Origin of the sequence: Streptomyces sp. CBMA152, assembly GCF_014596475.1 — a bacterium.
Classification (GTDB): Bacteria; Actinomycetota; Actinomycetes; order Streptomycetales; family Streptomycetaceae; genus Streptomyces.
The window spans coordinates 253,544-273,826 of the sequence record NZ_MECJ01000028.1 but is presented as its reverse complement, the minus strand read 5'-3'; the positions used below and the strand labels follow the sequence as shown (position 1 = coordinate 273,826).

Sequence of the window (20,283 nt, the reverse complement as noted above, 5' to 3'; positions counted from 1 at the left end):
AGGAGCGATCGTGGCGCGCGACATCGCGGCTCCCACTTCTGTCCCGACCAACCACCAGGAACTGATCTCCTGGGTAGACGAGATCGCTGCCATCACGCAGCCGGACAGCATCGTCTGGTGCGACGGCTCCGAGGGCGAGTACGAGCGTCTGTGCGCGGAGCTCGTCGCCAAGGGGACGTTCAAGAAGCTCGACCCGGTCAAGCGCCCGAACTCGTACTACGCCGCGTCCGACCCGACCGATGTCGCACGGGTCGAGGACCGCACCTTCATCTGCTCCGAGAAGGAGGAGGACGCGGGGCCGACCAACCACTGGAAGGCTCCGGCGGAGATGAAGGAGATCTTCGCGGGCGAGAAGGGGATCTTCCGGGGCTCGATGCGCGGCCGCACCATGTACGTCGTGCCCTTCTGCATGGGCCCGCTCGGCTCGGACCTCTCCGCCATCGGCGTCGAGATCACCGACTCCGCGTACGTCGCCGTCTCCATGCGCACCATGACCCGCATGGGCCAGGCCGTCCTGGACGAGCTCGGCACCGACGGCTTCTTCGTCAAGGCCGTCCACACGCTCGGCGCGCCGCTGGCGGAGGGCGAGGCCGACGTGCCGTGGCCCTGCAACTCCACCAAGTACATCTCGCACTTCCCCGAGACCCGCGAGATCTGGTCGTACGGTTCGGGCTACGGCGGCAACGCCCTGCTCGGCAAGAAGTGCTACGCGCTGCGCATCGCCTCCGTCATGGCGCGCGACGAGGGCTGGCTGGCCGAGCACATGCTCATCCTGAAGCTCACGCCCCCGCAGGGCGAGTCGAAGTACGTGGCCGCCGCCTTCCCGTCCGCCTGCGGCAAGACCAACCTCGCCATGCTGGAGCCCACGATCTCCGGCTGGACCGTCGAGACGATCGGCGACGACATCGCGTGGATGCGGTTCGGCGAGGACGGCCGGCTGTACGCGATCAACCCCGAGGCGGGCTTCTTCGGCGTCGCGCCCGGCACCGGTGAGCACACCAACGCCAACGCGATGAAGACGATGTGGGGCAACTCCGTCTTCACCAACGTCGCGCTCACCGACGACAACGACGTGTGGTGGGAGGGCATGACGGAGACCGCTCCGGCCCACCTGACGGACTGGAAGGGCAACGACTGGACGCCCGCCTCCGACACCCCGGCCGCCCACCCCAACGCCCGCTTCACCGTGCCGGCCGGGCAGTGCCCGATCATCGCGCCGGAGTGGGAGGACCCCAAGGGCGTGCCGATCTCGGCGATCCTGTTCGGCGGCCGCCGCGCCTCGGCCGTGCCGCTGGTCACCGAGTCCTTCGACTGGAACCACGGCGTCTTCCTCGGCGCGAACGTCGCCTCCGAGAAGACCGCCGCCGCCGAGGGCAAGGTCGGCGAGCTGCGCCGCGACCCGTTCGCCATGCTGCCGTTCTGCGGCTACAACATGGGCGACTACATGGGCCACTGGATCGACGTCGCCAAGGGCAAGGACCAGGCGAAGCTGCCCAAGATCTACTACGTGAACTGGTTCCGCAAGAACGACGCGGGCAAGTTCGTGTGGCCCGGCTTCGGCGAGAACAGCCGCGTCCTGAAGTGGATCGTGGAGCGCCTTGAGGGCAAGGCCGAGGGCGTCGAGACCCCGATCGGCATCCTGCCGACCGCCGACTCGATCGACACCGACGGGCTCGACCTGCCGGCCGCCGACCTCGACTTCCTGCTGAAGGTCGACACCGAGGTATGGCGCGAGGAGGCCGCGCTGGTGCCGGAGCACCTCAACACCTTCGGCGACCACACGCCGAAGGAGCTGTGGGACGAGTACCGCGCGCTGGTGGCGCGACTGGGCTGAGTCCCACCCGCAGATTCGCGCGGCGGTGCAACCCGACATCCGCCCTGACCTGTGGGGTCACGAATTGCCCCGTCGCGTGAACGCCGGACCCCGGAGCCCCCTCACGGCTCCGGGGCCGGCATGTTTTCGGGGGCGTTTTTTCGTCATCCCGGCAGCCACGCACGGGCGTTAGCGGGACACTCGGACCCTGGACGAGCACGGTCGAACCGAGTGCCGAGCGAGGTGGCGGGGTTGCGCACACCGGTCAGCGATCCGATGCGGGTGGGGCCGTACCGCATCGTCGGGCGGCTCGGCTCCGGCGGGATGGGGTGGGTCTATCTGGGCCGCTCGCCCGCGGGCCGGGCTCTGGCGGTCAAGGTCGTACGCCCCGAACACGCCGCCGACCCCGAGTTCCGCCGCCGCTTCGCCCGCGAGGTCGCGGCCGCGCGGCTGGTCGGCGGGGCGTTCACGGCGGCGGTCGTCGACGCCGACCCGGAGGCCGAACTGCCGTGGCTGGCAACGGCGTACGTACCCGGCCCGGCCCTGTCGGAGGCGATCACGACGGACGGCACGCTCACCGAAGGGCAGACGCGCAGGCTCGGGGCCGGTCTGGTCGAGGCGTTGCAGGCCATCCACGCGGCCGGGGTCGTGCATCGCGACCTCAAGCCGTCGAACGTCCTGCTCGCCGCCGACGGGCCGCGCGTCATCGACTTCGGCATCTCGCTGGTGGCCGACGCGCCCGGCCTCACCCGGGCCGGGACCGTGCTGGGGACGCCGCCGTACATGTCGCCCGAGCAGCTGACCGGCAAGCGGGTCGGGCCGCCGAGCGACGTGTTCTCGCTGGGCGGGACCCTGGTGTACGCGGTCGCCGGGCATCCCCCGCACGGGCACGGCGCCGGGGTCAGCTACCGGGTGGTGCACGGCGAGCCCGAACTCGACGACGTACCGGGGGAGTTGAGGGAGCTGGTCGGGCGGTGTCTGGCCAAGCGGCCCGAGGACCGTCCCGGGCTCGACGACCTCCTCGCGGCACTGCTCGGCCCGGACGCGGCGACCGCGCAGGCGCTGACCTGGCCGCCGCCCACGGTCGCCCGGCGCATCCGGGTGCGCACCAGGGAGATGCAGGCCCCCCGCGTGGCGGCCACCGGCGTCTCCGTACCGTCCTGTCTGCTGCTGCACGCGCAGACGCTGCTCGACGCGGGGCTCGACGATGCCATGGTGATCGAGGCGGTGGGACGTGCCGCACGCTGAGGGGGCGCCGGTGATGAGCGAGGGGACCGAACTGGGCTTCCGCTGGCGGACGTTGGTCCACCGATGGGCGACCGGTCACCATTTCCACTGCTATGAGGACACCGTCTCGCTGTCCCTGACATTCGATCTCTCGGAGGCGGGGAAATCCGTCACCATCCGGTTCATGACCACCAAAAGGCTGCTGGTCGCGTTTATGACCGACGGCCGCTTTCTGCGCGGTGACCAATTGGCGACGGCCGCCGCCGCGGCGAACGCGTGGAACACCGAACAACTGGTTCCCATGCTCTCGGTGTGGGACGTACGCGGCCCCAGACCCTGTATCGCCGGGGTCTGCACCCTGCCGCTCTCCTGTCGGATGAACCAGCAGGAATTCGATGCTCTGGCCAGTGATTGGGTGGAACAGGCGCGGCAGATGTTCACACGGTGCCACCAGGTGTTCCAGTTGTAGGTGGGGTTGGTGCGAATGGCCAAAACCCTTTCGGACACCCCGTCCAGGCGCCATATTTGCGATGTGCGTTCCGGGGTCGGGGGAGGTTTTTCGCTCATGGGGTTTCTCCGGTGGATCCGGTCGAGACGTCTTGTGACCGGTTCGGTCGGCCTCGCCGGGCGGGTCGGGCTGCTCGCCCTCGCGCTGCTGGCGCTGCTGCTGGTCCCGGCGACCTCGGCCGCCGCCAAGGACGGCTGCTCGGGGGACCTGGCCAAGCGGCTCGCCTGCTGGGCCGACCGGGTCGGCACCCAGGACGCCGTGATCGTCACCCTCCACACCCCGCTCGCGCTCGACGGCAAGCGGGACGACTGGAAGATCTCCCAGCGCAAGTCCGTGTTCGCCCAGGGTCCGCTGGTCGTCCTCGTCCCCGCCGGGCATGCCACCGGGCAGGGCGGCACGCTGCTGCTGGTCCTCGCCGGTGACCGGCTCGTCGCCCCGGACGCCGAGATCACCCGGCTCGACGCCGAGACCGTGACCGAGCTCAAGAACGCCGGGGCCTGCCCGGGGACGGTGTGCAAGCTCGTCGACGCCACCGGCCGCAAGGGCAAGGCGCTGACCGGTCAGGACCTCATCGACGCGGGCCTGGCCGCCCCGCTCGACAAGAACACCGACAGCGTGGGCACGGCGGACGGCGGCTCCTCGCTGCTGCTGCCCGCGCTCGGGGTCGCCGCGCTGCTGCTCGTCCTCCTGGCGGCGTTCGTGATCGTCGTACGCCGCTCCCGGGGCCCGCGACCGGCGTACGCGACGCTCTCGTCCGGGTCGCACGCGAAGCAGACGCCCACCCATCGGGCGACCACGGCGACCACCACGATCCCCGCCACGCGCCACCGCACCCACGGCCGTGACGTGGGCGGCCCCTCCGGCCCCAGCCGTACCGCGGTGGTCCGCACCGAACTGCACCCGCAGGGATACGTGGAGCTCGACGACTGCCTCTACCGGGCCGTCTGGGCCGAGCCCGAGACCCCCGCGCCCGGGCCCGGCGCGCGGGTCGAGGTGACGGAGGGGCGAGGCAGGGACGCCGGAGTGCTTTACGCGTACGGGGCCGACGACAAGACCGTACGTATCACCAACCACCATGCTCCACACGGCAGTTGAGACACAGAACCGACGGGGAGAGACCGCGATGCGCAGGCAGCAGCCACCCAGGACGCTTCCGGCGGAGTACGCCGACATCGAGTTCGAGAACAACGCCCAACGGCTGCCGCTGGTGCTCTGCCTCGACACCTCCAGCTCGATGACCGGCCCGCCCATAGACGCGCTCAACCAGGCGCTGAGCGAATGGACCCGCGAGCTCCACGACGACGTCAGCCTCAGCTACAGCGTCGAGGTCGCCGTGATCACGTTCGGCGGGCGGGGCGTGACCGCGTGGCGCGGGGCGCGGCCGCTCGAACCGGGCGCGCCCGTCGGCCCGTTCGTGGCGGCCCACCAGTTCGAGGCGCCGCGCCTGGCCGCTTCCGGGGTGACGCTGATGACGGAGGCGCTGGAGCTCGCGATGCAGGTGGTGGCCGCGCGCAAGACCGAGCTGCGCTCGCAGGGGCTCCAGTACTACCGCCCGCAGATCTGCCTGGTCACCGACGGTCTGCCGACCGACGGCATGGGTCATCTCACCCATTCCTGGCAGCGGTTGGTGCCGGTGCTCGCCGAGGAGCAGGCGGCGCGGCGCTTCCGGCTGTACGCGATCGGGGTGGGCGGCCTGACGGACATGGCGGAGCAGGTACTCCAAGCATTCGCACCGAAGTTCAACGCGCGCCTGCAAGGTTTCCCGTTCCGCCAGCTGCTCCAGATGATGTCGGCGAGCGCGGGCGCCGAGCAGAAGGGCGCGGGCGACGAGGTCTTCGAGAAGATCTTCAGCCAGTTCAAGACGCAGCGCCCGGCCTGGGAGGCCTGAGCGCCCATGGCCGCCCGGACGAACGGGAGTTGGCGGGTGCACGGCCTCAGCGTGGAGGGCTACCGGCACCGCCGCGACAACGTGCCCTGCCAGGACGCCTGGAGCTGCGCCACGAACGGCTCTGTGACGGTGCTCGCGGTCGCCGACGGCGCGGGCAGCAGGCCGCGCTCGGACGAGGGCTCGCGGCTCGCGGTCGACCTGGCGGTGGAGCACTTCGGCCGGTTGCCCGCGTCGGAGGGCGACGGCCCGTTCGTGAACCGGGTGCTGCGCCAGGCGTTTCTCCGGGTGGCGGACGACTTCGCGGACAGTACGAGCGGTTCGGGCGGCGGCGGTTCGGCGGACTTCGCGACGACGCTCACCGTGGTGGTGCTCGCGCCCGGCTGGCTGGGGCACTGCAGCGTGGGGGACGGTTTCGTGGTGCTGCGGGCCGGGACCGAGGACGGCGAGCGCCAGTTCCATCTTCTCCCGCAGCCCGACGCGGTGAGCGAGTACAGCAACGAGACGGTCTTCCTCACCTCACCGGACGCGGCCCGTCGGATGCGTACGGACTGTGTACGCGACGAGGGCGTCGACGCGGTCCTGCTCTCCACGGACGGCCTCGCCCAGGCGGCCCTGTCCTGGTCGGGCGGGGTCCCGCAGTCGGCCAACGAGTCCTTCGCCGCAGCGGTGTTGCGCTCGCTGGACGCGGGGACGGTCGCGGCCGAGGACGAGAAGCTGGCCGCGCTGCTCAGGTCCGACCGGCTGACGGCACTCAACGGCGACGACAAGACGCTGCTGCGGGCGGTACGGGTAGGGGGCGCGGTATGACGGACCCGGGCGGGCGGACCGTGATGCTCGGCGGTACGGCGGTGGTCCTGGCGCCGACTCCCCTCAAGGGCGGCGGCCAGGCGGCGGTTTACACGGTCGAGGGCCACGACGGGATCGTGGTCAAGCTGTACCGCGACCGGCCGGGCCCGGAGCAGGAGCGACGCCTGAACCGGATGCTGACGATGGCCCCTTTGGGCGGCCGCCCCACGGACCGCTCCCAGCGCCCGGAGCTGGCCTGGCCGACCGCGCCCGCGCGCTCACCCGGCGGGGAGTTCCTGGGCTACGCGATGCAACGGTTCGGCGAGCCCGAACACGTCCAGCTGGTCGGCCTGTTCACGCGGGCGCAGCGCGTGCGGCTGTTCCACGACCGGGCGGACTGGCGGTTCCTGCTCGGCGTGAGCTGGAACCTCGCCTTCATGACGGCCCGGATGCATCACGAGAACCTGGTGATCGGCGACTTCTCCAGCAGCAACGTGGTGGTCGACGCGAACGGCTTCGTCACGTTCCTGGACTGCGACTCGATCGCGTTCACGGACCCGGTGACGGGGGAGCTGTTCCCGTGCCTGATGCATACGACGGACTACTCGGCGCCGGAGAGGCAGGCGGGGGGTCCGGCGACGAGGGAGAGCGACGACTTCGCGCTGGCGGTGCTGGTGTACCAGCTCCTGACAGCAGGCAACCACCCCTTCGGAGGCGTGCCCCACGAATCCGTCTCGGAGTCGACGGTGCAGGACAACATCGCGGCGAGCATTTCGTACGTGGTGTCGCCGGAGGTCGTGGTGGTGCCGCGCGGGACGGTCGACCCGTCGGTGCTCCCGCCGGAGCTGTTGGGGTTGGCGCGGGCGGCGTTCGGGTCCGGGGTGCACAACCCCGGGGCCCGCCCCACGGCCGAGGACTGGCTCCGGGCGCTGGATCGTGAGCGGTCACGTGTACGGGTGTGCTCTGTGCGGCCGATGCACTCGTACGGGTCGCACTTGTCGGGGTGCCCGTGGTGCGCCCGGGCGGCGGCGACGGGCCATGACGTGTTCAACCTGGGCCCGGTTGCGGTGCCTGCGCCGCCCACTTCGTGGAGGGACGCGCTGCTGGTCGGGCTGGTGCTGCTAGTGGTGCTGGTGGTGATCCTGGGGTCGGTGCTGTAGCCCCCACCCCACCCCTCCCCGAAACTCTCCGAGGGACCTGTTCGCCTGCGGGCCGGTGGGGGCTGGTCGCGCAGTTCCCCGCGCCCCTTGATGGGCCCTTCGGGCCCTCCTGGGGGCGCGGGGAACTGCGCGAGCAACCCAGCACGATCCGCAGACGACCGACACCCGCCGGAGGCTTTCGGGAAGGGGCGGGGTGGGGTGCCAATGCGCGAGCAACCCAGCACGGCCCGTACCCGACAACGCAACATCGCCCGTCATCGTGACGCATGCAGCCTGACGCCGAAGGCGACAGAAAGGATGGCTCCCGGTCCGCGGGCCTCCGCGGTTCGCGGACCGGGGCCGTTCAGGAGGCGGCAGCCGCCGCGGAGTGGGCATCCATCCGGGACGCGGCCAGGATCGCCGCAGAAGTGTCGGCACGCGAGGCCGCGACCACCAGGGCCCGCCCCGCCAGCGCATGCGCACGCGCGTGCAGCGCAGCCACACTGAGCCGGCTCAGCCCCGCATGCCGCACCGGCGGCATGCCACCCCGCAGCCGAGCAACCTGCGCGGCTATCGCATCCCCGGCCTCGCTCAACCCCAGCTCGTCCGTCACAGCCAGCAGCGCCGCGAGATGACCCGCCAGCTGGATGTCGAGCTCCTCCTCGCGGGAGCGGGACGGAACGCCCGCAACAGTGGCGGCCATCGTGCTGTGCACCGACTTGGTCCGGATCGGCTCGTACATGAGATGGCCTCCTTCTGTTGCAGGAGACCATCCTAGCTTAGATTCTGTCTAAAGTTGAGCGGAGACCAGAACGCGCGGCCGGAAGACGCGCCCTACGTCTGGCTGTAGCCGTCCAGAAACGCCCCGATCCGCGTGACCGCCTGCGCCAGATCCTTCGCCGCCGGCAGCGTCACGATCCGGAAGTGGTCCGGCTCGGGCCAGTTGAAGCCCGTCCCGTGCACCACCATGATCTTCTCGGCCCGGAGCAGATCCAGGACCATCTGCCGGTCGTCCTTCACCTTGTAGACCGAGGGGTCCAGGCGCGGGAACAGATACAGCGCGCCCTTCGGCTTCACGCAGGTCACGCCGGGGATCTGCGTAAGCAGCTCGTACGCCGTGTCCCGCTGCTCAAGCAGCCGCCCGCCCGGCAGCACCAGGTCCTCGATCGACTGCCGTCCCCCCAGCGCCGTCGCCACCGCGTGCTGCGACGGCATGTTGGCGCACAGTCGCATGTTGGCGAGGATCGTCAGGCCCTCGATGTACGAGGACGCGTGCTGCTTGGGGCCGCAGACCGCGAGCCAGCCGGAGCGGAATCCGGCCACCCGGTAGTTCTTGGAGAGCCCGTTGAAGGTCAGCACCATCAGGTCCGGGGCGACGACCGCCGTCGGCGTGTGCGTGGCGCCGTCGTAGAGGATGCGGTCGTAGATCTCGTCCGAGCAGACGATCAGGTTGTGGCGGCGGGCGATCTCGGTGAGACCGCGCAGCATCTCCTCGTCGTACACCGCACCCGTCGGGTTGTTCGGGTTGATGATCACGAGCGCCTTGGTGCGGTCGGTGATCTTCCGCTCGATGTCGGCGAGGTCCGGCATCCAGTCGGCCTGCTCGTCGCAGCGGTAGTGCACGGCCGTGCCGCCGGCCAGCGAGACCGAGGCGGTCCACAGCGGGTAGTCCGGCGCCGGGACCAGCACCTCGTCGCCGTCGTCGAGCAGTGCCTGCATCGACATCTGGATCAGCTCGGAGACGCCGTTGCCGAGGTAGATGTCCTCGACGTCGAGGTCGATGCCCTTGGTCTGGTAGTGCTGCATCACCGCGCGCCGGGCCGACAGCAGGCCCTTGGCGTCGCCGTAGCCGTGCGCCCCGGAGAGGTTGCGGAGCATGTCCTCCAGGATCTCCGGCGGGCACTCGAAGCCGAACGCGGCGGGGTTGCCGGTGTTGAGCTTGAGGATGCGGTGTCCTGCCGCCTCCAGCCGCATGGCTTCTTCGAGAACCGGGCCCCGGATCTCGTAACAGACATTGGCGAGCTTCGTCGACTGGATCACCTGCATGTCGGAAACCTTACGGGCGCGTTTCGGGCCACGCGCGGTGTTTGTACGCCGGTACGCCCGCCGGGGGCGGTACGAGCGGACGCCGGGCTTCCATCGGAATGCGGCGGCACCCGGTGAACCGTGGGAACGCCGGGCCGCGGCCGGGCCCCGGCTTGGATTGCGTCGCCGGGGGCCGCGCCGGGTGAGATGTACCACTCCTGTCCGGTACGGGCGGTTGTCGGCCAGCGGGGCCCGCCGAAGAGGAACACGCCCTACCGTTCCCGCCCGCCCGGAGTTACGTTCCCCGCCTGCACCCCGGCCGTACGCACCGCTCCGTGCACCGTACGCACCTCTCAGGTGCGGCTTCCGCATGCCGAGGCGCCATGCCGAGACGCCTGTCGCGAGGCATGCCGTGAAGCCGCGCCGAGCAGCCTTCAGGAGGCAGCGCCATGACCAACGGCAAGCAGCACGAGACCGTCGCACCGACCCCGTTCGTCATCCAGAGCAACCGTCCCGCCGAGCAGAGCGCCCCCGCCGACGGCTCCGACTTCCGGGGCGCCTCCCAGGGGCTGATCGCGGGGCCGGACGTCGAGGCGATCCCCGCGCGCGACGGGACCGGCGACGGCACGGGCCACGCCTGGCACCACGGCCGCTTCGACTTCCTGCGCGAGGCCGAGGAGATCCCCGTCTCGGTCAACGCGCGCGTGTGGCGGCAGGGCCGGATGAACGCGATGGCGGGGCTGTACCTGGTGACCGGCGGCGACGGGGGCGGCGTCTACCAGGTGCGCGGCTACGACCTGGCGAACATGACGATCGTCGAGGGCGCCACCGGCCTGATCGTGATCGACCCGCTGGGTTCGTACGAGACCGCGCAGTACGCGCTGCGTCTGTACCGCAGGACGACCGGCGACCACCGCCCCGTCACGGCCGTGATCTACACCGCGAGCTGCGTCGACCACTTCGGCGGCTCGCGCGGCCTGTTCGCCGAGTGCGGCGACGAGATCCCGGACGATCTGAAGGTGTACGCGCCCGACGGCTTCCTCGACGACGCCGTGCGCCGCCATGTGGTCGAGGGCATGGCCACGGCGTGCCTGGTGGACCACACGTACGGCACCCGCCTGGAAGCCGGCCCGTACGGCCTGATCGACAGCGGCCCCGGCCTGACCGTCTCGGCGGGCGAGGCCACGCTGATCCCGCCGACGGACCACCTCGCGGGGAGGGTCGAGGTAGACGGCGTCGACATCGTCTTCCAGCCCGCAGCCGGGTTGCAGTCCCCGGCCGAGATGAACCTCTACCTGCCCGACCGCAAGGTCCTCTACCTCACCGCCCCCGGCCTGCTCGGCGGCCTCGGGGACGTACGGGCCCGCCACCTCGACGAGACCCTGCGCGCGTTCGGCCCGGTCGCGGAGACGGTCGCCGGGGCGTACGAGTGGCCCGGCTGGGGCCGCAAGAACGTCACCGCTCGTCTGGCCGCGCGCCGCGACGCCTGGGTGCGCCGCCAGTCCCAACCGTCCAACAGGCCGTTCTACGCGTCCGGTTACGTCGGCACCGCGACGCAGGCCGCCCGCCAGACCTGGCTCAGGCTCCTCGGCCACGAGTTCGTCGCGGCCACGGACGCGGTCGCCGCGACCCCCGCCACGGGCGCCACCGCCAAGCGGTACGTGCGCGCGCTCGGCGGTGCGCACGAGGTGCTGAGCGCCGCGCGCCGCGAGTACGAGGCCGAGGCGCCCCACTACGAGCGGGTCGTCGAACTCCTCGACCACGTCGTGGCCGCCGCCTGCGACCCGGCGACGGTCTCCGCCGGAGTCCTGGGCGCGGCGAAGACACTCCAGGCGCTGGCCCTGACCCAGCTCGGCTACCTCGCCGAGTACGGCCCCCTGCGCAACATCTATCTGACGGCCGCGCGCAATCTGCACACCGACGGTCCGCAGCCGACGGCCGTACGGCCGGTCGTCGGCGACCTGGTGCGGTACGCCAACCCCGCCCAGTACTTCGCCACGGTCGCCGCCCGTCTCGACGGCCCCCGGGCGGCCGAACAGGCCGTCCCCATCGTGCTGTTGTGGCACCTGACGGACACTGGCCAGTCGGGCGTCACGGTGTTACGCGACGGCGTGCTGGTCTACGCGGACACGCGCGGCGATACCCTGCCGCCCGGCGTCGACAAGCCCCAGGCGACGATCGCCCTGACCCGCGCCGCGCTCGACCGACTCCTCGTCGACGGCCCGGACTTCCTCGCCAACTTCGACGAGGCGGTACGGGCAGGACGCGCCCGCATCGACGACGACCGCACGGCCGCCGACACGGTCTTCGCCTACTTATCCCCGGCGATCCCGGCCGTGAACTGAGCCCAGGCCCCGGCGGGGACGGCGAACGTCGGCCCGTCCCCGCCGAGCTTGGAGTCCCGGACGTGGATGGTGTGGGGGCAGGCGGATATCTCTACGCAGGCGCCGCCCTGGCTGTCGCTGTAGCTCGACTTGCGCCAATCCAGGGCGACTTCGATGCAGTTGCCGCCCTGATCGTCGCTGTAGCTGGACTTGAACCATACGAGCTGGCCGCTCATAGCTCCTCCGCCATGTTGCCGATGAACTCCGCCGACTCCTCAACACTGAGGGCGTGCAAGCGGATCATGCCATGGGTCTGCGCCAACAGACTGACTTTGGCGGGATCGGCGTAGAGCGCGCTCGTCTCCTGGCCTTCTACATAACCGACGTGCTCGTGGTCAGGAGTCTCCAGCAGCACGAGCGAACCGTTGAGTGCGGCACCGGGGCAACGGCTCATGGGCAGCACCTGTACGGAGACGTTGCGCAACTCGCCCGCCGCCAGCACGTGGTCGAACTGCCGCTTCATCAAGCCCCGGTCGCCGACCACGGTGCGCAGGGCCGCTTCGTACATCACAAAGTTGAAGATGGTCGTCGGTCGCTTCCGCAGCGCTTCAGCCCTTTGCAAGCGCGCGTTCACGCGCTCCTCGACGGTCTCCTCGTCCAGCGGCGGGAAACTTCCGCTGATCAGCGCCCGCGCGTACTCCTCGGTCTGCAACAGGCCGGGGATGAGCAACGGCTCGTACCAGTCGAGGGCGATGGCCGCCGCTTCGAGCAGCATGAACTCCTGCGACCTCGCCGGGAACGGCTCGGGCTTCAAATACCGGTGCGCGGCCAGCAACTTCCCATTTGCCCCGCACAGTTCGTCAGCGGCCCGAAGGAGTCGCAGGGTGGGCTTGCGGCGGCCGTTCTCCATCGACTTGACGTACTCGTACTGGTAGTTCGCCTTCTTGCACAGCTCCTCGCGGCTCACACCCGTGCTCTCCCGCCAGAGCTTGACCTGGTCGCCGCAGTAGCACCAGGCCATCGGCGGGTGTGAGTTCGCCTCGGTCATCGGAAACCGCCTCTCCGGGTACATCGCGGGTACAGGGGTGGCCTGTACCCGGGCTGTCACTCCCCGAGGCTATGCCCGGCCCGACACCGTATGAGCCATGGACAACACAACTACCCCCCGTTCGAAGGACGTTGAGTGGCGGTTTTCGCGCGGACCCCGCAGCGTCGGGCGGGCGCGGGCGCTGCTGGCAGAGCAGGCGCGCGCCTGGAAGGTGCCCGACCGGCTGACTGAGACCGCCGTCCTGCTGCTCAGCGAGCTGATGACCAACGCCGTACGGCACGGGCGGGCCCCGGCCGACCGGGAGGTGCGGGCGCGGTGCGTGCTCGGCGGGGACATCTTCCGCGTCGAGGTGGTCGACGCGAACGCGGTGCTGCCGTACCCGAGAGCGGCGGGTCCGGACGATGAGTCGGGGCGCGGGCTCGCGCTGGTCGAGGCGCTGTCCGACGCCTGGGGCGCCAACCACCGCCCGTGCGGGATCGGCAAGACCGTGTGGTTCGAGCTGATCGTGCCGGGGGGTGTGCACCTGTGAGGGCCGTTCGCGCAGTTCCCCGCGCCCCTGGGGCGGAGAAATCGATCTCTCACTCCCGCTAATGCATATCGCTGGAAACCGTTAGGGAAACGTTGGCGCCGCGTGAAAGCTTCGTGCCCGACCGCCCGCGAGAGGAACCGATGCACGCCGACGACCAGGCCCGGACGCCCCAGGCCAAGAAGTCCCCCCGCCCCGCTGCCAAGGCTCCCGCCGGTGGTGGCGGGATCCTCGCCCTGCAGAGCGGCGCGGGCAACGCCGCCGTCGTCCAGATGCTGCGTCAGGCCGGACATCGGTGGGCGCAGCCGGAGCAGCATCAGCACGGTGCCGGATGCGGGCATCAGCAGGTGCAGCGCTCCGCTGTCCACGACGTCCTGCGTTCCGGCGGTCGGCCGCTCGACGACACGACCCGTACCGACATGGAGGCCCGGCTCGGCGCGGACTTCTCCGATGTGCGCGTCCACAACGACAGCGCGGCCAAGGCCTCTGCCGCCGAAGTGGGCGCCCGCGCCTACACCTCCGGCAACCACGTCGTCATCGGCAACGGCGGAACGGACAAGCACACCCTCGCCCATGAGCTGACCCACGTCATTCAGCAGCGCCGAGGCCCTGTCGCGGGCACCGACAACGGGGCGGGTCTGTCCGTCAGCGACCCTTCCGACCGTTTCGAACGCGAGGCGGAAGCCAACGCGACCCGGGTGATGGCGCAGAGCCCGGCGCCACTGACCGCGGAGAGCGCCGCCCCCTCCCGGGGTGGAGCGGAGCCCACCTCCGCAGGCGTGGCGGTGCAGCGCATGTTCCAGCAGCCCGCCCTGACCCCGCAGCAGCAGTATCGCCAGCAGATGGAGCAGATGGCCCAGGACCAACTCGACGCGCAGACGCAGCACATGGCTCTGCGGAACCAGCAGGCGGCCGGGAATATCACCAATAACCCTGCCGCCTACCCGGGGAGAGTGGCCATCCCCGGCGCCGACACGTTGGGCATCTACGACTACAACGAGGGCAATGGGCCGGGCTCGCCGCGCGCGGAACTCCGAAGGCTGGGCATCCAGGACAACGGAGGAGGATCCAACCACTTCAATATGGACGGACATGCGAACTATTCGGCAACTAGAACCATGGGCGCGGATCGGAACGGAGTCTCCATATCCCGGAACCACAGGCTCTCCGATCACTACATAGCCCATATCCTCAATGAGGTCCTGCAGAGGTACGACGCCACCAATGCAGGTCACAGTACGGCCGTGCTGGACTTCATTCGGGCGTGCGTGCCAGGTCGCAGCGTGAACGACGTCGTGGACCGATTCTTCGCGTTCGCGGTGGGGCAGGGGCCCGCAGGCAACGCGCAGCAGGCTCCAGGGGAATTCCAGGGGCTCGTCTCCGACGCCTCGAACAATCCGAGGAATCTCAGGTTCGGTGCATCCGGGGTGAACAGCGGCATCGGAAAGCTTTTTGATGCCGCGTATTTCTCGGATGCGAACGGCGGGGAGATGACGCCCATTTCCGAGAGTCTTCATCTGGCGGTCTGGGGTCTGGTGGACGCGGGGCTGCTGGCACTGGCCACCGCCGAGGCCTCACTCGACGTACGCCTGGGCAAGGACACGTCATCCGACCTGCTGTAGGGCCCTTTCAGGGGCGCGGGGAACTGCGGATCAGCCACGGGCGCGGCGGACCGATCGGCCCGCCAGGACGTCCGTGCGCCGCCCGTCCTCGATGACGAACTTCCCGTCGATCAGGACGTACGGGATGCCGACCGGCAGCGCGCGCGGGTGCTCGAAGGACGAACCCGCCGCGACGGTGTCCGGGTCGAAGAGGACGACGTCCGCGCGGTAGCCCTCCCTGATCAGGCCCCGGTCGGGCAGGCGCAGGCGGGCCGCCGGGCGGGAGGTCAGATGCGCGACCATCTCCTCCAGTGGGAGTACGTGCAGGTCACGCGCGTAGTGGCCGAGGTAGTGCGGGAACGTGCCGTACGCGCGCGGGTGCGGCTTCTCGCCCTGGAGGATGCCGTCGCTGCCGCCCGTGTGCACGCGGTGCCGCATGATCTCCCGGACGTTCTCCTCATGCCCCACATGCTGGAGGATCGTCGACCCGAGCCCGTCGTCGAGGAGCAGACGGCGGGCGACGGCCCACGGCGACTCGCCGCGCAGCTGCGCCGACTCGGCGACCGTACGGCCCACGTACGAGGCGAGACCCGCATCGCTCACGCCGGAGATCTCGACGGTGTCCCACTCGATCGGCACCCCGTGACAGCCGTCCGAGCCGACGACTTCGAGGTGGTGGCGTATGCGCTCGGCCATGGCGTCGTCCCGCAGCCGCTCCAGAACGGCCGCCGGGCCGCCCGCGTTGGCCCAACTGGGCAGCATCGCCACGAGAGTTGTACAGCCGGGGGTGTACGGATATGTGTCGAGGCTGATGTCGGCCCCGGCTGCCAGCGCCTCGTCGAGCAGGGTCAGCAGCTCGGCCGCGCGGCCCTTGTTCACGCCGAAGTTCATGGTGGCGTGGGCCAGGTGCAGCGCACACCCGGCCTCGCGGGTGAGGGCGACCATCTCCTCGTACGCTTCGAGCGCCCCGGCCCCGTACGAACGGTGATGCGGGCAGTAGTAGCCCCCGTACCGCGCCACCACCTTGCAGAGCTCGGCGAGCTCGGCGTCGGGGGCGTACATGCCGGGTGTGTACGTGAGCCCCGACGACATCCCCACCGCACCCTGCTCCAGCCCCTCGGCCACCAACTCCCGCATCCGGTCGAGCTCTTGGGGCGTGGCGGGGCGGTCCTCCCACCCGATCGCGTACATCCGGACCGTGCCCTGCGGGACCAGGTACGCGGCGTTGACCGCGATGCCCCGGTCGAGCCGGTCCAGGTATCCGCCGACCGACCGCCAGTCGAAGTCGATGTCGCCGCCGTCGCCGTTCCAGCCGGTGACCGTCCGGCGGACCTCGGCGAGGGTGCGGTCGTCGACGGGCGCGTACGAGAGTCCGTCCTGGCCAAGGACCTCAAGGGTCACGCCCTGCGCGGCCTTCGCGCTGTGGTCCGGGTCGCGCAGCAGGGCGAGGTCGGAGTGGGCGTGCATGTCGATGAAGCCGGGCGCGAGGGCGAGCCCGCCGGCGTCCAGGGTGCGGACGCCGGACAGTCTCGGCTCGCCCCGGCGGCGCAGGGCCGCGATACGGCCGCCCTGGATGCCGACGTCGGCGCGGTAGGAGGGCCCGCCGCTGCCGTCGATCACGCGCGCGTCACGGATGACGAGGTCCATTGGCTTAGAAGTACGTACGGATGTAGTCGACGACGGTTCCGTCCGCCTCCACCAGGGGGATCATCTGCCACTTGTCGAAGCTGGTGCACGGGTGGGAGAGGCCCAGGCCCACCCAGTCGCCGACCTCGATCGCCGCGTCCGGTCCCGTGTCCAGCCAGGCGTGCTGGTCGGAGAGCTTGGTGACCGTGATGCCGGTGGCGGGCCGCACTTCACCGCTGACCGCGTCCCGTACGACCTGCGCCTCGGGCAGATCCAGGTCGTACGCCGCGTCCCGCTTGCCCGCGTTCACGAACGCCTGGTCGGCGGTGGGCTTGGAGACGACCTGCGCCCACAGGCGGAACGCGGGGTGCAGGGCGCCTTCGCCGGGGACGCGGTTGAAGGGGGTCAGGCGCTTGTAGTGGCCGTCGTCGTGCGAGACGTACGCGCCGGAGCGGAGCAACTTCAGTACGGGGAGCGAGAGTTCGGGCAGCTCGGCGAAGACGTCCGCGACCGTGTCAAACCAGGCGCTGCCGCCCGCGCTGACCACGATCTCGTCCAGGCCGGAGCCGGAGAAGCGGCCCGCCTTGTCGAACTCGACGGCGAGCGAGGTGAGCCGCCGCAGCCAGACGTCCACCTTTTCCGGGGTGGCCTGCGGGACCTCGCCCTCGTATCCAGCGACACCTACGAGGCGCAGGGTCTGCGTCGCTGCCACCGCATCGGCGACGGCGGCGGCGTCGGCCTCGGTGCGTACGCCGGTACGGGCCCCGTCGCCCGCGCCGAGCTCGACGACGACGTCGAGGGGGCGGGCCGCTCCGGTGAGGGCGGCGTCCATGAGCTGTACGCCGCGTACGGAGTCCACGTAACAGATGAGCTGGAAGTCAGGGTCGCGGGCGAGCTCCCCGGCGACCCACTTCAGGGCGGGGGCGTCGACGAGCTGGTTGGCGAGGAAGATCCGCTTGACGTCGAACTGCCGCGCCACGCGCACCTGGTGGGGCACGGCGAGCGTGATGCCCCAGGCGCCGTGGTCGAGCTGACGGGCGAAGAGCTCGGGAGCCATGGTCGTCTTGCCGTGCGGGGCGAAGGCGAGGCCGTGACGGGTGGCGTACTGCTCCATCAGCGCGAGGTTGTGCTCCAGGCGCTCGGCGGAGAGGGCGAGTACGGGGGTGGTGAAGCCGTCCGTGAAAAGGTTCCTGCGCTGGGCGGCGAGCTCACCGACGGTCAGCCCGTCGGCGTCCGGCGGAAGCCCCTTGAAGCGGTGGTCCACACGCTCGTCGGCCAGTCCTGCCAGGAACCCCATGGAAGCCTCCTCGGAGAATGTCGTTGCACGGTGTGCAACGGTCATTGCGTATCTCGCTGACCGCTGTCTAACATCCGGGCCAACGTCGGGTCAATGGTCGCTCTGGTGGTGCTGGGAGGTGTGTACGCGGGTGGACGTGGATGTCGTCTGTCTCGGGGAGTCCATGGTCGCGTTCCTGCCGTCGCGGCCGGGGCGCCTCGCCGAGGTGCCGTCCTTCGAGCGGGGGGTCGGCGGGGCCGAGTCGAATGTGGCGTGCGCGCTTGCGGCGGCCGGGCACGCGGTGAAGTGGGTCAGCCGGGTGGGGGCGGACGCTTTCGGGGACGCGGTGGTCTCGGCGGTGTCTGCTTACAGGGTGGATGTGTCGGGGGTGCGGCGGGATGCGGTGCGGCCGACCGGCGTGTACTTCCGCACCGCCGACGACCGCTCGGCGGGGTCGCACGAGGTGGCGTACTACCGGGCGGGGTCGGCCGCGTCCGCGATGTCTTCGGCGAACGTGCCGTGGGGTGACGTGTGGGCGGGGCGGGTGCTGCATCTGTCGGGGATCACGGCGGCGTTGTCTGCGGATTGTTTGTCGCTGATGCGTTCGCTGTTGGTGCGTCGACCTGGTCGTCCGCTGGTGTCGTTCGACGTGAACTACCGAGCGGGGTTGTGGGGTTCGGGGTCTGCTGGTCCCGAGGTGTTGCTGGAGTTGGCTCGGGGGGCGGATGTGGTGTTCGTGGGGGAGGACGAGGCGGAGTCGGCGTGGGGGTTGCGGGGGCCTTCGGCCGTGCGGGCCGCGTTGCCGGAGGTGGGGGTGGTCGTGGTGAAGCGGGGCGAGCGGGGGGTGACGGTTTTTGAGAGCCCTGCGGACCGTGCCGGGTTGCGCGCGCAGTTCCCCGCACCCCTAGAGGGGCCCGAAGGGCCCGCTGAGGGGCGCGGGGAACTGCGCGACCAGCCCCCACCGGCGGCCAGCCGAACGACATCCGCCGGAGGCTTTCGGGAAGGGGCGGGGTGGGGAAAGGTCACCGAAGTCCCGGCGCCCCGCGTACACGTCGTCGCCCCCACCGGCGCCGGCGACGCCTTCGCAGCAGGCTTCCTCCACGGCACCCTGCGAGGGCTGAACGCAAGGGAACGGGCGCGCCACGGCCACCTCATGGCCGCAGCCGTACTCACGGCCCCCGGCGACCACGCACCCCCACCACCCCGCCCGCACGCCGAAAAACTCACCGCTCTGAGCGACGAAGCCTGGGGCAGACTGCGACTCGGCCCCGGCTGGACGGGGGACGAGCAGGAGGTACGTACGCCATGAGCCAGACCGTCGACCGTGCACTGAGCATTCTGCCGCGCCTCGCCCAGGGCCCCGCCGACCTCGGCCAGGTCGCCGACCACCTCGGCGTACACAAGTCCACCGCACTGCGTCTGCTCCGCACCCTGCACGAGCACGGACTCGTATACCGCCAGGAGGACCAGCGCTACCGCCTCGGCGCGCGCCTGTTCGCCCTCGCCCAGGAGGCCGTCGAGAACCTGGACGTACGGGAGATCGCGCACCCCCACCTCGTCGCGCTCAACGAACAGGTCGGACACACCGTGCACCTCGCGGTGTACGAGGACGGCGAGGTCCTCTACATCGACAAGGTCGAGAGCAGGTACCCGGTCCGGATGTACTCGCGGGTCGGCAAGCCGGTCGCGATCACGGTCGCCGCCGTCGCCAAACTGCTCCTCGCCGACCTCCGCGAGCCTGAGCGCCGCACGGTCGCCGACAAGCTCGACTACCCCATGTACACGCCCCGTTCGACCCCGCACGCCGCCGCGTTCCTGAAGGAGCTCGCGACCGTACGTGAACAGGGCTGGGCCACTGACCTCGGCGGCCACGAGGAGTCCATCAACTGCGTCGCCGCGCCCGTGACGGGCACGGACGGCCGCGTCGTCGCCGCGATGTCCGTCTCCGCCCCGAACGTCGTCGTCACCGCCGAGGAACTCCTCGGCCTCCTCCCGCAGGTGCGCCGCACTGCGGAAGCCATCAGCCGGGAGTACTCCGGCAAGCCCGAGAAGAAGGAAGCACGTCGATGACCGAGAAGGTCGCTCTCACTCCCGCAACCCACACCACCCCGCCCGCGAAGTTCTCCCACGGCGTGCGCAAGGGGAACATCCTCCAGGTCGCCGGACAGGTCGGCTTCCGGCCGGCGGTCGAGGGCGAGCCCGCGACGGTCGCCGGGCCCACCCTGCGCGAGCAGACCCTCCAGACCTTCGCCAACGTCAAGGCGATCCTGGAGGAGGGCGGCGCGAGCTGGGACGACGTGATGATGATGCGCGTCTACCTCACCGATGTGTCCCACTTCGCGGAGATGAACGAGATCTACAACGCGTACTTCGAGGACCAGGCCCTGAAGGCCCCGGCGTCGGCGCGTACGACGGTGTACGTGGGTCTGCCGAAGGGCGTGCTGATCGAGATCGACGCGCTCGCGGTACTGGACAACTGACCCTCAACTGACCGCC

At 70.5% G+C, this 20,283-nt stretch carries 19 protein-coding genes; 13 read left to right on the top strand and 6 right to left on the bottom strand.

The genetic code is table 11. The features are described from left to right. The first annotated feature begins 10 nt into the window (after positions 1-10). The 7 genes from BG418_RS24745 to BG418_RS24715 all read left to right on the top strand — a co-directional run bounded on the left by BG418_RS24745 (position 11) and on the right by BG418_RS24715 (position 7,382). The gene (locus tag BG418_RS24745) at positions 11-1,834 is read left to right on the top strand and encodes a phosphoenolpyruvate carboxykinase (GTP) (protein ID WP_188276176.1); all 1,824 of its coding nucleotides are present in this window, start codon (positions 11-13) and stop codon (positions 1,832-1,834) included. A 231-nt stretch (positions 1,835-2,065) separates the two neighbouring features. Further along, positions 2,066-3,061: a serine/threonine-protein kinase gene (locus tag BG418_RS24740; RefSeq protein ID WP_223185350.1), complete on the top strand. Its 996-nt coding sequence runs from the start codon at positions 2,066-2,068 to the stop codon at positions 3,059-3,061. A gap of 13 nt (positions 3,062-3,074) precedes the next feature. After that, positions 3,075-3,509, top strand: a complete 435-nt coding sequence (locus BG418_RS24735; protein ID WP_223185349.1) for a hypothetical protein — start codon at positions 3,075-3,077, stop codon at positions 3,507-3,509. Between the two features lie 96 nt (positions 3,510-3,605). Then, the gene (locus tag BG418_RS40080) at positions 3,606-4,643 is read left to right on the top strand and encodes a hypothetical protein (protein ID WP_223185348.1); all 1,038 of its coding nucleotides are present in this window, start codon (positions 3,606-3,608) and stop codon (positions 4,641-4,643) included. Between the two features lie 28 nt (positions 4,644-4,671). Further along, positions 4,672-5,436, top strand: a complete 765-nt coding sequence (locus BG418_RS24725; RefSeq protein ID WP_188276175.1) for a VWA domain-containing protein — start codon at positions 4,672-4,674, stop codon at positions 5,434-5,436. 6 nt (positions 5,437-5,442) lie between these two features. Next, complete coding sequence (locus BG418_RS24720) at positions 5,443-6,243, top strand: PP2C family serine/threonine-protein phosphatase (protein ID WP_188276174.1); 801 nt, start codon at positions 5,443-5,445, stop codon at positions 6,241-6,243. After that, a complete protein-coding gene (locus BG418_RS24715; protein WP_188276173.1) occupies positions 6,240-7,382 on the top strand; it encodes a hypothetical protein in 1,143 nt (380 codons plus the stop codon). The genes BG418_RS24720 and BG418_RS24715 overlap by 4 nt, the downstream gene beginning before the upstream one ends. A 343-nt stretch (positions 7,383-7,725) precedes the next feature. Here the strand turns inward: BG418_RS24715 and BG418_RS24710 are convergent, their stop codons facing one another. Continuing rightward, positions 7,726-8,103 carry a hypothetical protein gene (locus BG418_RS24710; RefSeq protein ID WP_188276172.1) on the bottom strand — a complete coding sequence of 126 codons (378 nt, stop codon included), beginning with the start codon at positions 8,101-8,103 and terminating at the stop codon, positions 7,726-7,728. Positions 8,104-8,195: 92 nt separating this feature from the next. Further along, positions 8,196-9,407: a pyridoxal phosphate-dependent aminotransferase gene (locus BG418_RS24705; protein WP_188276171.1), complete on the bottom strand. Its 1,212-nt coding sequence runs from the start codon at positions 9,405-9,407 to the stop codon at positions 8,196-8,198. 428 nt (positions 9,408-9,835) lie between these two features. Here BG418_RS24705 and BG418_RS24700 point away from each other — a divergent pair, with 428 nt between their 5' ends. Then, on the top strand, positions 9,836-11,731 hold the full coding sequence (locus BG418_RS24700; RefSeq protein ID WP_188276170.1) for an alkyl sulfatase dimerization domain-containing protein: 1,896 nt from the start codon (positions 9,836-9,838) through the stop codon (positions 11,729-11,731). Here the strand turns inward: BG418_RS24700 and BG418_RS24695 are convergent. Continuing rightward, a complete protein-coding gene (locus BG418_RS24695) occupies positions 11,698-11,946 on the bottom strand; it encodes a DUF397 domain-containing protein (protein ID WP_188276169.1) in 249 nt (82 codons plus the stop codon). The genes BG418_RS24700 and BG418_RS24695 overlap by 34 nt on opposite strands. Next, positions 11,943-12,758, bottom strand: coding sequence for a helix-turn-helix transcriptional regulator (locus BG418_RS24690; RefSeq protein ID WP_223185347.1), 816 nt, complete (start codon positions 12,756-12,758; stop codon positions 11,943-11,945). The genes BG418_RS24695 and BG418_RS24690 overlap by 4 nt, the downstream gene beginning before the upstream one ends. Positions 12,759-12,855: 97 nt before the next feature. On the opposite strand from BG418_RS24690, the gene BG418_RS24685 reads away from it, so the two are divergent. Together BG418_RS24685 and BG418_RS40075 are read left to right on the top strand one after the other, a co-directional pair. Further along, complete coding sequence (locus BG418_RS24685) at positions 12,856-13,287, top strand: ATP-binding protein (RefSeq protein ID WP_188276168.1); 432 nt, start codon at positions 12,856-12,858, stop codon at positions 13,285-13,287. A gap of 140 nt (positions 13,288-13,427) precedes the next feature. Then, positions 13,428-14,906, top strand: a complete 1,479-nt coding sequence (locus BG418_RS40075; protein ID WP_223185346.1) for a DUF4157 domain-containing protein — start codon at positions 13,428-13,430, stop codon at positions 14,904-14,906. A gap of 30 nt (positions 14,907-14,936) precedes the next feature. Here the strand turns inward: BG418_RS40075 and BG418_RS24675 are convergent, their stop codons facing one another. Continuing rightward, on the bottom strand, positions 14,937-16,532 hold the full coding sequence (locus BG418_RS24675; protein ID WP_188276167.1) for an amidohydrolase family protein: 1,596 nt from the start codon (positions 16,530-16,532) through the stop codon (positions 14,937-14,939). Positions 16,533-16,536: 4 nt separating this feature from the next. Next, entirely contained in the window at positions 16,537-17,853 is a 1,317-nt protein-coding gene (locus BG418_RS24670; RefSeq protein ID WP_399000119.1) for an amino acid deaminase, read from the bottom strand. An 85-nt stretch (positions 17,854-17,938) separates the two neighbouring features. Between BG418_RS24670 and BG418_RS24665 the strand changes: the two genes are divergently transcribed. Genes BG418_RS24665 through BG418_RS24655 form a run of 3 tightly spaced genes read left to right on the top strand, consistent with a single transcriptional unit; the run spans position 17,939 to position 20,267 of the window. Beyond that, positions 17,939-19,096: a sugar kinase gene (locus tag BG418_RS24665; protein ID WP_317453748.1), complete on the top strand. Its 1,158-nt coding sequence runs from the start codon at positions 17,939-17,941 to the stop codon at positions 19,094-19,096. Then, complete coding sequence (locus BG418_RS24660; RefSeq protein ID WP_188276164.1) at positions 19,093-19,857, top strand: IclR family transcriptional regulator; 765 nt, start codon at positions 19,093-19,095, stop codon at positions 19,855-19,857. The genes BG418_RS24665 and BG418_RS24660 overlap by 4 nt, the downstream gene beginning before the upstream one ends. Then, a complete protein-coding gene (locus BG418_RS24655) occupies positions 19,854-20,267 on the top strand; it encodes a RidA family protein (protein ID WP_188276163.1) in 414 nt (137 codons plus the stop codon). The genes BG418_RS24660 and BG418_RS24655 overlap by 4 nt, the downstream gene beginning before the upstream one ends. The last annotated feature ends 16 nt before the right edge of the window (positions 20,268-20,283 follow it).